Raw genomic sequence first — 13,584 nt, 5'->3', positions numbered from 1 at the left:
CAGGTCCCTGCGTACGGCCGGGCCGGCGCCGGCATCGCTACCATGGGTGGTCTGATGACCCTCACCGACCAGCTGCCGCAGACCGCCGATCCCGACTCCCTTTACGAGGCTTTCGCCGGCTGGGTCCAGGACGGTGGCATCAGCCTCTATCCGGCCCAGCAGGATGCGCTGATCGAGGTGGTGTCCGGCTCCAACGTCATCCTCGCGACCCCGACCGGGTCCGGGAAGAGCCTGGTCGCCGCCGGCGCGCATTTCGCCGCGCTCGCGGACGGCCGGCGGAGTTTCTACTCGGCGCCGATCAAGGCGCTGGTCTCGGAGAAGTTCTTCGCGCTCTGCGACATTTTCGGCGCCGAGAATGTCGGCATGATGACTGGTGACTCCAGTGTCAACCCGGAGGCGCCGATCATCTGCGGGACGGCCGAGGTGCTGGCGAATATCGCGCTGCGCGATGGTGCGGCCTGCGATTTTCGGTTCGTCATCATGGACGAGTTCCATTTCTACGCCGATCCCGAGCGCGGCTGGGCCTGGCAGGTGCCGTTGCTGGAACTGCCGGACGCACAGTTTTTGCTCATGTCAGCGACTCTTGGCGATGTCAGTTTCTTCGAAAAGGACCTGACTCGGCGCACTGGTCGTACGACCGCGGTCGTCCATTCCACCGAACGCCCGGTGCCACTGCACTACTCGTACGTTTTGACGCCCCTGCACGAAACACTAACCGAGCTGCTCACCACTCACCAGGCGCCGGTCTACATCGTGCATTTCACCCAGGCGTCGGCGATTGAGCGGGCCCAGGCATTGATGAGCATCAATGTCAGTACGCGGGCGGAGAAGGACGCGATCGCCGAGCTGATCGGCAATTTCCGGTTCAGCTCGGGATTCGGAAAGACGCTGTCCCGGCTGGTACGTCACGGGATCGGTGTACATCACGCCGGCATGCTGCCCAAATACCGCCGGCTGGTGGAACAGCTCGCGCAGGCCGGTCTGTTGAAGGTCATCTGTGGCACCGACACGCTCGGCGTCGGCATCAACGTGCCCATCCGTACGGTGGTTTTCACCGCTCTGAGCAAATACGACGGCATCAAGACCCGACACCTGAAGGCCCGTGAGTTTCACCAGATCGCCGGCCGCGCCGGCCGCGCCGGCTACGACACCGTCGGGTCGGTCGTCGTACAAGCGCCCGATCATGTGGTGGAGAACGAAAAGGCGTTGGCCAAGGCCGGCGACGACCCGAAGAAGCGCCGGCGGGTGGTCCGGAAGAAGCCGCCGGAGGGCTTTGTTTCGTGGGGCACGGCCACGTTTGAGCGGCTGGTGTCGGCGGAGCCGGAGCCGCTCACGTCGAGTTTCGCGGTCAGCCACGCGATGCTGCTGAATGTGATCTCCCGACCGGGCGACGCTTTCGTGGCGATGCGGCACCTGCTGACCGACAATCACGAGAGCCGGCCCACCCAGCGCAAACTCATCCACCGCGCGATCGCGATCTATCGGGCGCTGCTGGCCGCCGGGGTGGTGGAAAAGCTCGACGAACCGGACGCGCAGGGGCGTACCGTCCGGCTGACCGTCGACCTGCAGTTCGACTTCGCGCTAAACCAACCACTTTCGCCGTTCGCGCTGGCCGCTTTCGAGTTGCTCGATCGGGAGTCCGAGACGTACGCGCTGGACATGGCGTCCATTGTGGAGTCCACTTTGGACGATCCGCGCCAGGTGCTGTCCGCGCAGCGGAACAAGGCTCGCGGCGAGGCCGTGGAGGCGATGAAAGCCGAGGGCATCGAGTACGAGCAGCGGATGACCTTGTTGGAAGACGTGACCTACCCCCGGCCGCTGCTCGAGCTTTTGGAGGCCGCGTACGGGATGTACAGGCGCGGCCATCCGTGGGTGGCGGACCACGAGCTGTCGACCAAGACGGTGGCCCGGGACATGTACGAGCGGGCGATGACTTTCACCGAATACATCTCGTTCTATCAGCTGGCCCGATCCGAGGGCCTGGTCCTGCGCTATTTGGCTGACGCGTACAAGGCGTTGAAGCAAACTGTCCCGGACGAAGCCAAAACCGACGAGCTGATCGACCTGGTCGAATGGCTCGGCGAGCTGGTGCGCCAGACCGACAACAGCCTGCTCGACGAATGGGAGCGGCTGCGCAACCCGGAGGCCGAGATCGCGGCGCCGGTGCCGGGCGACGACCGGCCGCCGGCCGTCACCTCGAATGCGCGCGCTTTCCGGGTGCTCGTACGAAACGAACTCTTTCGGCGGGTGGAGCTCGCGGCCCGCCGGCGCTATTTCGACCTTGGCGAGATGGACGCTGAGAGTGGCTGGGACGCGACCGCCTGGCAGGACGCCCTGCGGCCGTATTTCGACGAACACAACGACATCGGCACCGGCGCGAACGCCCGCGGCCCGGCGCTGCTGATCATCGAGCAGCTCGCCGACCGGTGGAATGTCCGGCAGATCCTCGACGACCCGGCCGGCGACCATGACTGGGGCATCAGCGCGCAAGTCGACCTGGCCGCCTCCGACGAGGCCGGCACCGCCGTCGTACGGATCGTGGACGTCAACCAGCTCTAGCCTCAACAATCCCGGGGAAAGCGTCAGGCGTTGGTGAAGCCGTTGTCGACGGCGATGCGCCAGGTGCCGTCGGGTTGGTGGCGCAGGATGTCGGCGAAGCCGGCGTCGAGGTCGAACGGGGTGCCGTCGCGTCGGCGACCGGTGAGCGCGTACCGGCCGAGCGCGAGCACCACATCGTCGGAGCGCACGAGGCTCGACGGGGTGACCGTTAGCCGCGCATCCAGTTCGAGGAGCCGTTGCAACGCCGCGCGCAGCTCCGCGGGTCCGTCGGTGACTTCGCCGGGCCTGATGACGAACACCGCCTTCGGGTCGTAGGTCGCGAGCACCCCCTCAAGGTCGCCGTTGTTGAAGGCGGCGGCGAGTTCCGGGTGCACCTGTTCGGGTTCTGCGGCCATGACTGGAAATCTAACAGCCGGCCATGGGGGAGCTGGTCGACCGGTTCGGCCCACCTGACGATTCCGCCGCGCCGTATTCCTGACTGCATCCGGCCGATCTCCCGCTTGCTGTCCACGATCCGGGCGGCTTCCCGTTCACGTTGTAGCCTTGGTGGGTGTTCTGGTCTCAAGGTCCTTCTTCGCGTGAACTGGCGATCCAGGCGCTGTCGTCGGTCGAGCGCGGCTACGACCTGCTCGGGCCGAAGTTCGACCACACGCCTTTTCGCACCCCCGAGACCATTCTTGGCGCGACCGCTGATGCTTTGCGTCCGCTTGGGCCGTTCGAGCGTGGACTGGACGTGTGCTGCGGTACGGGCGCGGGCATGCGGGTCCTTGGACCCCTGTGTCACGGACAGGTCACGGGCGTCGACTTCAGCACCGGCATGCTCGCGCAGGCGCGCAGGGCACACCCGTACGCGGACTGGGTGCGGGCCGACGTCCGGGCTCTGCCGTTCGTCGAGGCCTTCGACCTGGCGGTCAGTTTCGGGGCGCTTGGACACTTCCTGCCCGCCGAACGGCTCGCGCTGTTTGACGGGATATACCGCTCGTTGCGGCCGGGTGGCCTCTTTGCCATGCCGATAGCTGCGCCTGCGCCGATCATCTCGGGCTGGTATTGGGCGCTGCTCGGATTCGATGTGGCTATGAGGGTCCGCAATATCGTGTGGCGGCCTCCGTTCGTCATGTATTACCGCACCCACCCGCTGCACGCGATCCGCAACGACCTGACAACAGCCGGATTCACCGTGACAACGCTCCCTTTGACGGCCCTGGGCCGCCGCGAGGACGACAGCCCACGGTGCCTACTTGTCCTCGCCCGGAGACCAAGCACATCTTGATGGGCCGCGATTTATGGCTTGTCCGGGCTGGGAAAGTACGGCCGGAAAGCGGCCTCGATTTCGGCGACGAACCGGGACGGTGACTCCAGCGCGAGGAAATGGCCGCCTTCGCCCAGGACGACCCGGCGGGTGAGGTTCGGATAGGCCCGGCGCAGCCAGGACTCCGGTGGCACCGGCAGCTTCGGCTCGTGCGGCAGCAGCACCGAAGTGGGCACCGGTACGGATTCGCCGGGCAGCAAAGGCTTGTACGGCAACGCATATCGCCGCATCGACGTGCTGATCGTCTCGGTCACCCAGTAGATCATCACGGTGGTCAGCAGGTCGTCGGCGCTGAGCTGGTCGCGGGTCGCGGGATCGCTCCATGTCAGGAATTTTTCCAGGATCCAGGCGGCCAGTCCCAGTGGCGAGTCGTTCAGCCCGTACGCGAGGATCTGCGGTCGGGTCTCCTGAACGTGTGCGTACGCCCCTTCCGTCGCGTCCCATTCCTGTTCGGCGGCAACGAAATCTCGTTCGGCGTCGGTCAGCGCGGCGGGCGGGCTGAGCGGATTCGCGGTCTGAATGGCGAGCACCGAATCGGCGTGATGCTGGCCCAGCCGGTTGACGATGCCGCCGCCGATATCGTCGCCGTGCGCCACATAATGGCGGTGTCCGAGCTCGGACACCATCAACTGGTCGAAAAGATCGGCGACAAGTTCCTGGCTGACATCGTCGGTGGCGTACCGGTCGGAGAAACCGAAGCCGGGCAGCGTGGGCACCACCACGGTGAAGTTCGCGGACAGCGGGCCGAGAACATTCAGATACTCGACGAAGGAGCTCGGCCAGCCGTTGGTGAGCAGCAGCGGCAGCGGATCCCGGCCGGTGCCGGGAATCCGCAGGTAGTGCAGGCCAGTGCTCGAGCGGAACTGCGGGAACGCGTTCAGCCGCTTTTCCTGCCGGCGCCAGTCGTACGAGTCCCGCCAATAGCGAACCAGCTCTTCGATTCGACTGATCGTGTCGGCGGTCTCGCCACCGTCCAGCACCGGCGGCGCCGGCATGCGTACGCGCCGAAGACGCTCACGCAGATCGTCCAAACCGCCTCTGGAACCGCAACGCGGAATGGCTCACTCACCGGCAACCTCCTGCTCCGGAGGACAACACTAGTGTCAGGCCGGGCGAGCCGCCGAAGAGATGCCGTATTGCCGGATTTTCCGGTAGATGGTGGCCCGGGACATGCCGATGGCGTTCGCCGCCCGGGTCGGGTTTTCGTCGTTTTCCAGCAGCGCGTTGACAATCGCGTCTCGTTCCAGCGCCTCGATCGGGGACAGCAGCCGGTGGCTGGCCGAGCGGCATTCCGGTGGCAGGTCGACGACCTCGATCACCCCGGACGGCCGCCTTTTGATCGTGGTGGACAGGACCCTGCGCAGCTGACCGACATTTCCCGGCCAGTTGAGCCGGCCGAGCTGGGCCAAAGCCTGCGGTGAACAGGTGAGCTGCTCGCTTTTGGTGAGCTGGCAGAGCAAATGGTGCACCAGTTCCGGCAGGTCGTCGAGGTGGTGGCGCAGCGCCGGAACTTCCACCGTGCGGGGAAAAATCGAACGCAACGCGGTGTCCGGCGATCCGGTGGTGTGAGTGAGGACGACCCGAATCGGACCGTCCGGGGTGTCCCAGCAGTCGTCGCTGAGCAGGTCGGCGATCGCCGCGGCCTGCTGGTCGGTGAGTTTTTCGGCTTGTGTAAGGACAACGGTCGCGCCAGGAATGGTGAGGTCCTCGGACAGGGCCCGGAGCCAGCTGTCCACCTCGGCCGCGTCCGGCGGACCGATGACCCGCAACGGCCGGCCGGGATCGTGGTGGTGGTGGACGGCCCGGAGCAGCGTCAGCTTGCCGGCGCCGGGCTCACCCTCGATCGCGAACCAGTCTCCGGTGGCATAACAGGAAGAAGCCTGCTCGACACAGCGCTGCCAGGCTGGCCCGGTGCCGGCCAGGCCCGGCAAAGCCGTCCGCTTTCGGTTTCCACCATGGAAAGAGACCGCGCCGGTTGGTCTTTCCAAGCGAATCTGGAAAACTCCGCCGGCCCGGCCAGCTTCGGTGGTGGCCGGCGAATAGCGCAGATGGGCCGTACGCCCGCTGGGCAGTTCGACCGTACGCAACGCGTGTCTGTCGTCCATGGTGTCCACGGCGTAGCCGAAAAGGGTCTGTTGTTCGGCCGGATCGATCAGTTGCCTGAGTGAATCGTTCATCATCAGCACGTCATTGTTGAGCGCCAGCACAGGTCCGGCGGACCGCTGGCAGATTTTCATGTATTCCCGCATCAAGGCCAGTTCGCGTTGCCCTGACTGGGCCAACAGCTCGGCCTCGATCTGCCGTGCGGTCGCTGAGGCCAGTGCGATCAACATCGGCCCAGGTGTCCGGCTCCACGTGGTGATGTCCAGTACGCCGACCACCTTGCCGCGGATCGGGTCGCGAATCGGCTCGCCCGCGCAGGCGAACTGCCCCAGCTCGCCGGTGTAATGCTCACGACCGTCCACGAATGCCGCTGACCGGTTGGAAATCGCGGTCCCGATCCCGTTGGTGCCGACGAACTGTTCGGCGTAGCTGAAACCGGGCGCCAGCTGAACAGCGTCCAGTGCCTGGCTGATGGGAAAACTGGAACAGCGCCGGTCAAGCACCACCCCGGTGTGGTCGGTGAGAATGGTGCTGACCACTTCGCCGCTAAGTTTTTCGTGCAGTACCTCCAGGATCGGCGCGGCACTGCGGGCCAGTGGCGCTTCCAGATCGGGATCGCGAACAAAGGGCGCGACAATCCGGTCGACGTTTACCTTGCTTTCCCGGGATCTTTCCCAGGACGCGAGAATGACCCGCCTGATTCCGGGCGGACCCTCGCCCGTACCGGTGAGAAAGCGGTCACGAGCGTGGCTGACTTCGGCGTCCTCGTACCCGCTTGGTCTGATGCCCGGCTCTCCTGCCACGAGAGCTCCTTTGAGTGGCCGTACGAGCAAGAGTAGGGCCATCCCGGTGTGGGCCGTGTCTCAGATTGAGACGGTTGGTCGCCTCCTGACGCGGTGTGATGGCTGGAGTCCGCGGTACCTCCCAACCACCATGCGGTGCCTGGTTACCGGGCCGGGTACGCGCGCCTATCCGTAGGGAGTTCTCGATGACCACCTCCGCCGCCCATCTCGCCCCGCCAGAGGCCGCCGCCCCGGCGGTCCCGAACCCCTTCCTGGAGAGCAACCCGGCCGCCGTCGGGCTGCCCGCCTTCATCGCCGGCTCGATCGCGCTCGGGTTGGTACTGGTCGGATACGTGCCGGCCAGCGCGGTCGGCGCGTCGCTGCCGATCATCGGGGCGGCCACCGCGATCGGGTTGACGATCGCGGCCTTCTGGGCCGCCGCCGCCGGCCAGAGCGCGGTCGCCAGCATCTTCGGGATCTTCGCCGGCTTCTGGCTCTCGTACGCGGTGCTCGTCATGGGCCTGATCCACAGCTGGTTCGGCATCACTGCGGACGCGGCGGTGGCCACCCAGGGCCTGTTCCTGATCAGTTGGCTGATCATCGTGGTGATGTTGACCCTCACGACACTGCGGCTGCCGTTCGCGTTCAGCCTGCTCTTCGTACTCATCGACCTCGCCCTGGTTGCAGTCCTTATAGGCACCTTGCAGGGCTCGGCTGGCTGGCTGAAGATCGGCGGTGTCCTGGTCTTCGTGTTCGCCGCCGTCGGCGTCTACCTCTACGCGGGCGTCGCGTCCGCCACCACCGGCGGGTCGAACCTGCCGCTCGGCAAGCCCATCATCGGCGGCTGACCTGTCCCTTTGTCCTTATGTCCGCAACGCCCCGTTGCTTGCGCCAGACGCAGAAACGGGGCGTTGCGGACAGAACAGCCCGGTCAGAGGGTGGTGAACCAGCGGGCGGTGTCGGCGACGCCGGTGATGTTGGAGCCTGAGTGGTACGACCCGCCGTACGACAGCGGCGTCAGCTCCGTCACCGGCACGTGGACGCCGTGCGCCTGGAACGACGCCTGACACGACGTGGTGTTCGCCGGCGCGGCCTCGACATCGCCGCTGGCCGAGCGCAGCAGCCGGACCGGCACCCGCGGCGCCCAGTCCTTGCAGATGCTGTCCGCCTCGGCGAGCGCGGCGGCGAGTCGGCCGGTCGGGTGCCGCAGCATGTCCAGGCCCTGCTCGGTGTACAGCTCGTCGACGGTGGCCGGCAGCGTCGACAGCATTTCCGGGCCGGAAGTGCGCCCGTTGAACAGCCGCTCGACCTTGTCCGCGTACGGCTGCTGGAAAACGTCCCGCGGGCTCGGGTAAAGGTGGTGCAGCTTGTTCCACGCGACCATCACGAACGCGCTGTACGCGACGCTCGCCTTGGGATTGAGTTTTCCGTTGACCAGCGCGGGCAATTCGATGCCACCGAAGTCGTACGCGCCGCTGATCGCGGACAGTGCGCCCAGCCGGAACCAGCCGTCGGCGCCGCCCTGTAGCGCCCGGGCCAGCCCGACGGCCGCGTTCGCGCCCTGCGAGAAGCCGTTCACCAGCACTTTGCGTTGCAGCTGACGGCCCTGTCGCTGCGCGGCCGTACGAGCCGCCCTCAGCATGTCCACTGAGGTGGTCGTCTCGGAGGGGATGTCGAGATAGGCGGGATACATCGGGGTTCCATAGCCGAGGCCCAGATAGTCCGGTGCCACCGCGGCGAAACCGGTGCTGGCATACGTGAGCGCCGGCGCCACATTCCAGATATCGCCCGAGAGCAGGTAGGTCGACGGGGTGTCCTGCCAGTAGTTCGCCGTGCCGTGCGTGTACGAGACAACCTGTAGGTCGCCCTTTTTGTTGATCGGCAAGGCAAGGAGGCCGCTCGCGGTGGTGGGACGGCGGTGCGGGTCGACCGTACGATAAATCAACCGATAAGTCTTGACGCCGTAGCGTAGGGTGCCGGGGTCGGTGAATTCGCCCTTCTTCAGAGTCGCGGAAACGGCCTGGGCATTGGCAAAAGTGCCCAGATAGTCGACGGACAGCAGCTGGCCGCGGGAACTGGTCGTACTGACCGCCGGATTCGTGGTGGCGGACGCGAAAGCTGCACCTGGCGCGGACGCGAACAGGCCGGCCGCGACGATCGCGGCCGTCATTGGCAATGTGATAGCCGCGAGCGTCTTTTGTTTTCCGGAATCGGTTCTCATGGCCAGGGACGCTATTGCCTCCGACTACGGACGGGCGTCACCCTGTGGTCCTGTCCCGCGGGTCCCTCTCTGGAGTATCACCGGGTGATACCAAGGTCTCCCGCGGACCGTACGCTGCTGGAATGGCAACGAAAGTGGTGAGCCGGCGAGTGCTCAACCGGGCCTTGCTGGAACGGCAGCTGCTCGTACGGCGGTGCAAGCTCAGGCCCGCCGCGGCCATCGAGCGGCTGGTGGGACTGCAGGCGCAGGCCACCAATCCGCCCTTTCATGGTCTTTGGTCGCGGTTGGTGAATTTTGATCAGCGGCAGCTGGACGAGCTGATCACCAGTCGTCAGGTCGTACGGGCGGCGACCATGCGCGGGACCCTGCACCTGCACACCGCCGACGATTTCCTGACCATCCGGGCGGTCGTTCAGCCCGGCTTCGAGCGGGCCATGCAGTCCACGTACGCCAAGGTCCTGGATGGAATGGATGTCAATGAGTTAGCCAAAGTCGGACGCGAGCTGTTGGCCGGCGAGCCGCTCACCTTCGGGCAGTTGCGGGACGGACTGCTGGCTCGCTGGCCGGGCCGGCACCCGACGATGGTGACAAATGCGGTGCGTACGCAGGTGCCGCTCGTCCAGGTGCCGCCATGCGGCACGTGGGACCGCAGCGGGCCGCGGGTCTACACCACGATCGAGAAGTGGCTCGACCGTCCGGTGTCCGCCGAACCAGCGGTGGAGTCACTGATTTCCCGTTATTTATCCGTTTTCGGTCCGGCGACCGTCGCCGACGTACAGAACTGGTCCGGCTTGACCCGACTCGGCGAGGTGGTGGAGCGGATGCGCCCGACCTTGCGAACTTTGCGCACCGAAGACGGTGCCGAGCTTTTCGACCTGCCGCGCGGCGCGTTACCCGATCCGGACCTGCCAGTGCCGGTGCGACTTGTCGCCGAATTCGACAACGTGGTGTTGGGGCACGCTGACCGCTCCCGGATTGTCCCCGACAAATACCGAAAGCGGATCATGACCGTCAACGGCATCGTCCGCGGCACCGTACTTTCCGACGGTTTTGTGGCAGGGCTGTGGAAAATCCAGCGTACGAAGACGGCAGCCACCTTGGTGGTGACGCCCTTTTCCGTACTGGACCAGGAAGCCACCGAAGCCGAAGCTCTGTCCCTCCTGCGTTTCACCGCTCCTACCTCGGAACACCAGGTCAGTTTCGAGGCGGGAACGTCAGGGTGATGATGTGGGAGAGGGCGGTGCTGATGTACGCGTCCCGGCCAGCAGGGGCCGCGTCGTCGAATTTTCCGTCCAGTGCCAGCTGGGCGAAGCCGTGGCAGAGCGACCAAGCGGCCGTGACAGCGAGGCGGCCGGTCTCGTCGAGCTGGCCACCGCCGAGGTAGGCGCTCATCGCGTACCGCAGTTCGTCGTGCGCGGCGGCGAGCGCGGCGCGCAGGCGCGGGTCATCGGATTTGAGCATCGAGCGGCGGAACATCAGCTGGAAACGGCCGGGATGGTCGAGGGCGAAGCGTACGTAGGCGAGCGCTTGGGCATGCAGCCGCTCGGTCGGGTCGGCGCCTGTGCTGGCGCGCAGGGCTGCTCGGAGGGTCTCGCAGCCGCGGATCGCGACCTCGGTGAGCAGCCCGGCCGCGTCGCCGAAGTGGTGCGCGGGTGCGGCCGGTGACACCTTGGCGCGGCGGGCCGCCTCGCGCAGGGTGAAGCCCTCGACGCCGCGTTCGGCCAGGATCTCGTCGGTGGCCCTGATCAGCGCGTCGCGCAGGTCGCCGTGGTGGTAACCATGCCGAGGCAGCTCGGTCATGCGTTTCCTTTCGATCGTACGTCCGGCGACAACTTACTCGTACCTCTATCTTGACAGTGTTTAGATCGAGTGTTTAAGGTCCATCTTAACGCTGTTCAGATAGGGGAGTTGGTCATGGCGGAAGACGAAACCAGTCGGAGTCGGCGAGGGTTGCTGCGGGGAGCCGCGATAGGGGCCGCCGGCCTCGCGGTCGGCTTCGGAGCGGGCGCCACGGTGGGGGTGGGCGCGGCAGCTCCGCCGTACCAGGGCTCCGGCCGCCGGCGGTTCGCCGGCAAGGTCGTGCTGATCACCGGCGCCACCTCCGGGATTGGGCGAGCCGCGGCGATTCAGTTCGCCGCCGAGGGCGCGAAAGTGGGCTTCTGCGGCCGGCGGGTGGACCGCGGCAAGCAGGTGGAGCAACAGATTCGGGCGGCTGGTGGCGAGGCCACCTACGTACGAGCGGATGTGCTTGTCGAAGGCGACGTGAAGTCCTTTGTGGACACTGTCGCGGGTCGCTACGGCGGGCTGCACGTGGCTTTCAACAATGCCGGTATCACCATCGAAAAGCCACTGGACCAACTCACATCGGCCGAGTTCGACCGGGTGATCCACACCAACCTTCGTGGCAGTTTCCTGGCCACCAAATACGAAATCCCGCATTTGGTGGCCGCTGGCGGCGGTACCATCGTGGTCACCTCATCGTCCAACGCGTTGGCGACGACGGAGAATCGCGCCGCGTACACAGCAAGCAAACGCGGCATTGTCGGTCTCATTCAGTCGGCCGCTTTCGACTTCGCGGCGAAGGGCATCCGGGTCAACGCCCTCATCCCGGGCACCACCGATACCGAGTTGGTCCGCCGCGCCGCCGGAATGGAAAACGTACCGGACCCGGCCTGGCGAGTTTTCGCCAGCCAGTGGGCCAAAACTCACGTACCTGGATTGGGGCGAATGGCCACCGCGGACGAGATCGCGGCATTCGCGCTGGCGTTGGCCTCCGATGACTTCCCGTACCTGACCGGTGCCCAAATGGTCATTGACGGAGGTAAAACCGCGCATGCCGGTTGACAGTGACCGCGGGGGTCGCTGACTATGGGTGAGCGCCATAAAGCGCACCTGGGTCGAGAGGCGCTGCGACGGGTGACACCCGCCACGCTCGGCCACGGGTTGACCGCGAAGGGCGCCTCCGTCAAGGAGGTGGCTCTGATGCAGGTGCTCGGTCGGGTGGTCGCGCTGTGGCGCTATCCGGTGAAATCTATGGCAGGCGAGTCGCTGGACTCCGCCGATGTATCGTGGCACGGCGTTGCCGGCGACCGCCGCTGGGCTTTCATCCGTGCTGGCCAGGTGGCCAACGGATTTCCGTGGCTGACCATCCGGCAGCGCCCGGAAATGTCGCTCTACCGCCCCGTTTTCACCGACCCGGACCGCCCCGACGCCTCGCCTACGGTGGTGCATACGCCGTCCGGCGCCGAGGTCGACGTGCAGGATCCGGCGCTGGCCGGCGAACTCGGTGACGGCGTACGGGTGATGAAACAGAATCGCGGAATTTTCGACGTACTCCCCGTTTCCCTGATGACAACCCAAACCGTCGACAGTCTCGGCGAGCTTGTCGGCACTGTTTTGGATCCCGTACGGTTCCGCCCGAACCTGGTTGTGGAGGCCGCCGGCGACGCGCCTTATCCGGAGGACCGGTGGGTCGGCTCGACGATCCGCGTCGGCGACCTGGAAATGCGCGTCGACCAGCGCGACCAGCGTTGCGTGCTGGTCAACTACGACCCTTTCACCACCGAACGCAACCCCGCCATCCTTCGTACCATCGCCCGTGACCGCGACGCCTGCCTCGGGGTCTACGGCACCATCACGCGCCCCGGTCGCGTCACGGTCGGCGACCCAGTCCTGCTTCGCGCCGGAGTCTCTCGCGCCGCGTGATCTTCGGCGGCAGCCGCCTGGGAATGTAACGAAACTGGTGAGGTTTTGTCCGTTTCGCTACATTCGCGAGTGGTTGAGTGCGCAGGAGTCACTTGAGTCACAGAGATAACCGACCCATCCGGAGTACGGGACGCCAATCCCAAAATATGGGACAGAATCCGGTCAGGCACATTCCGCTGTTCTTATTGGGACTGGTGGGATCAACTCTCACCGCCAGTAGCCAATTCTCGCGAACATCGCCACCCACCATGTCCGTTTGTAACGTTGTTGCCCATCCAGAGCCCCAGAATGGGCAACACCGTCACAATCGGACATACCCCTACCCAGTACCAGATCACCCACAGTCAAAACCGCACCCCACAAAGGCCGGGGGGTGAGCGCGACGCACGTCAGCAGCGCGCAATACTCAGCGTCACCCAGTCGCCAGCATGTGGCTACTGATAGTGAGATTCGTTGTTGATCTTGCTCAGTTTGCCTATCCAAAACGGACATGGAACTGAATTTTCCTTTTTGGGTAGGCAAAGTGAACAAGATCAACAACTTCGACACTGACTCCGCCGACCTCCGGCACCCATTCTGAGCAGGCGAAACGCTTAACTTAAGGGCATTGCCCCCCGCAAACGTGATGCTGGTTCGTTCTCCCTGTCGGCGGGCGAAGCCTTACCACACGTCCGGGGTCGGCGGCGGCCCACAAAACCCAACCACCCACTCAAGCTCCACCGCCAACCCCGGACGTGTGGTAACCCCCAGGGCGACGACGGAGAGAACGAACCCTCGCCACCCATACCCAAACCGCACGGAACCCGTCGACCCCGTTCTTCCTTGAGGCTCCGCCCGAAGGGCCCCCACCCACCTCACCGCACGCCCCGCTGCACAATCGGAATCCAATTGTGCAGCCCTCTACA

Annotated in this window: 11 protein-coding genes; 6 read left to right on the top strand and 5 right to left on the bottom strand. The window is 65.5% G+C overall.

All coding sequences use genetic code 11. The features are described from left to right. Positions 1 to 54 precede the first annotated feature (54 nt). Positions 55 to 2,559 (top strand): DEAD/DEAH box helicase, encoded by a 2,505-nt coding sequence (locus tag ABD301_RS33335; protein WP_344314288.1) that lies wholly within the window; start codon positions 55 to 57, stop codon positions 2,557 to 2,559. 23 nt (positions 2,560 to 2,582) lie between these two features. On the opposite strand, the gene ABD301_RS33330 is transcribed toward ABD301_RS33335, so the two are convergent. Continuing rightward, complete coding sequence (locus ABD301_RS33330) at positions 2,583 to 2,954, bottom strand: YybH family protein (protein WP_163572530.1); 372 nt, start codon at positions 2,952 to 2,954, stop codon at positions 2,583 to 2,585. Between the two features lie 155 nt (positions 2,955 to 3,109). Here ABD301_RS33330 and ABD301_RS33325 point away from each other — a divergent pair, with 155 nt between their 5' ends. Next, positions 3,110 to 3,829, top strand: coding sequence for a class I SAM-dependent methyltransferase (locus tag ABD301_RS33325; RefSeq protein ID WP_344314204.1), 720 nt, complete (start codon positions 3,110 to 3,112; stop codon positions 3,827 to 3,829). An 11-nt stretch (positions 3,830 to 3,840) separates the two neighbouring features. Here ABD301_RS33325 and ABD301_RS33320 read toward each other — a convergent pair whose 3' ends face one another. Both ABD301_RS33320 and ABD301_RS33315 read right to left on the bottom strand, forming a co-directional pair. Continuing rightward, positions 3,841 to 4,899: an epoxide hydrolase family protein gene (locus ABD301_RS33320; protein ID WP_344314203.1), complete on the bottom strand. Its 1,059-nt coding sequence runs from the start codon at positions 4,897 to 4,899 to the stop codon at positions 3,841 to 3,843. Positions 4,900 to 4,971: 72 nt separating this feature from the next. Further along, complete coding sequence (locus ABD301_RS33315; protein ID WP_344314202.1) at positions 4,972 to 6,774, bottom strand: sigma-54-dependent Fis family transcriptional regulator; 1,803 nt, start codon at positions 6,772 to 6,774, stop codon at positions 4,972 to 4,974. A gap of 185 nt (positions 6,775 to 6,959) precedes the next feature. Here ABD301_RS33315 and ABD301_RS33310 point away from each other — a divergent pair, with 185 nt between their 5' ends. Beyond that, positions 6,960 to 7,601, top strand: a complete 642-nt coding sequence (locus ABD301_RS33310) for a GPR1/FUN34/YaaH family transporter (RefSeq protein WP_163572535.1) — start codon at positions 6,960 to 6,962, stop codon at positions 7,599 to 7,601. An 83-nt stretch (positions 7,602 to 7,684) separates the two neighbouring features. Here ABD301_RS33310 and ABD301_RS33305 read toward each other — a convergent pair whose 3' ends face one another. After that, positions 7,685 to 8,974, bottom strand: coding sequence for an alpha/beta hydrolase family protein (locus ABD301_RS33305; RefSeq protein WP_344314199.1), 1,290 nt, complete (start codon positions 8,972 to 8,974; stop codon positions 7,685 to 7,687). 122 nt (positions 8,975 to 9,096) lie between these two features. Here ABD301_RS33305 and ABD301_RS33300 point away from each other — a divergent pair, with 122 nt between their 5' ends. Further along, complete coding sequence (locus ABD301_RS33300; RefSeq protein WP_344314197.1) at positions 9,097 to 10,197, top strand: winged helix DNA-binding domain-containing protein; 1,101 nt, start codon at positions 9,097 to 9,099, stop codon at positions 10,195 to 10,197. Here the strand turns inward: ABD301_RS33300 and ABD301_RS33295 are convergent. Then, positions 10,169 to 10,774: a TetR/AcrR family transcriptional regulator gene (locus tag ABD301_RS33295; RefSeq protein ID WP_344314195.1), complete on the bottom strand. Its 606-nt coding sequence runs from the start codon at positions 10,772 to 10,774 to the stop codon at positions 10,169 to 10,171. The two genes, ABD301_RS33300 and ABD301_RS33295, sit on opposite strands and share 29 nt — an antisense overlap. Before the next feature lie 114 nt (positions 10,775 to 10,888). Between ABD301_RS33295 and ABD301_RS33290 the strand changes: the two genes are divergently transcribed. Beyond that, a complete protein-coding gene (locus tag ABD301_RS33290; protein ID WP_344314194.1) occupies positions 10,889 to 11,818 on the top strand; it encodes an SDR family NAD(P)-dependent oxidoreductase in 930 nt (309 codons plus the stop codon). Between the two features lie 24 nt (positions 11,819 to 11,842). Beyond that, positions 11,843 to 12,679: an MOSC domain-containing protein gene (locus ABD301_RS33285; RefSeq protein WP_344314193.1), complete on the top strand. Its 837-nt coding sequence runs from the start codon at positions 11,843 to 11,845 to the stop codon at positions 12,677 to 12,679. The last annotated feature ends 905 nt before the right edge of the window (positions 12,680 to 13,584 follow it).

Origin of the sequence: Fodinicola feengrottensis (genome assembly GCF_039530045.1) — a bacterium.
Classification (GTDB): Bacteria; Actinomycetota; Actinomycetes; order Mycobacteriales; family HKI-0501; genus Fodinicola; species Fodinicola feengrottensis.
The sequence above is the reverse complement of the archived record's forward strand: the minus strand, read 5'-3'. Positions and strand labels throughout refer to the sequence as shown.

Bases quoted from the DNA above. Each gene is read 5' to 3' on its own strand.
- ABD301_RS33335 (WP_344314288.1), top strand. From the start codon at position 55: ATGACCCTCACCGACCAGCTGCCGCAGACCGCCGATCCCGACTCCCTT.
- ABD301_RS33330 (WP_163572530.1), bottom strand. From the start codon at position 2,954: ATGGCCGCAGAACCCGAACAGGTGCACCCGGAACTCGCCGCCGCCTTC.
- ABD301_RS33310 (WP_163572535.1), top strand. From the start codon at position 6,960: ATGACCACCTCCGCCGCCCATCTCGCCCCGCCAGAGGCCGCCGCCCCG.
- ABD301_RS33305 (WP_344314199.1), bottom strand. From the start codon at position 8,974: ATGAGAACCGATTCCGGAAAACAAAAGACGCTCGCGGCTATCACATTG.
- ABD301_RS33300 (WP_344314197.1), top strand. From the start codon at position 9,097: ATGGCAACGAAAGTGGTGAGCCGGCGAGTGCTCAACCGGGCCTTGCTG.
- ABD301_RS33295 (WP_344314195.1), bottom strand. From the start codon at position 10,774: ATGACCGAGCTGCCTCGGCATGGTTACCACCACGGCGACCTGCGCGAC.
- ABD301_RS33290 (WP_344314194.1), top strand. From the start codon at position 10,889: ATGGCGGAAGACGAAACCAGTCGGAGTCGGCGAGGGTTGCTGCGGGGA.
- ABD301_RS33285 (WP_344314193.1), top strand. From the start codon at position 11,843: ATGGGTGAGCGCCATAAAGCGCACCTGGGTCGAGAGGCGCTGCGACGG.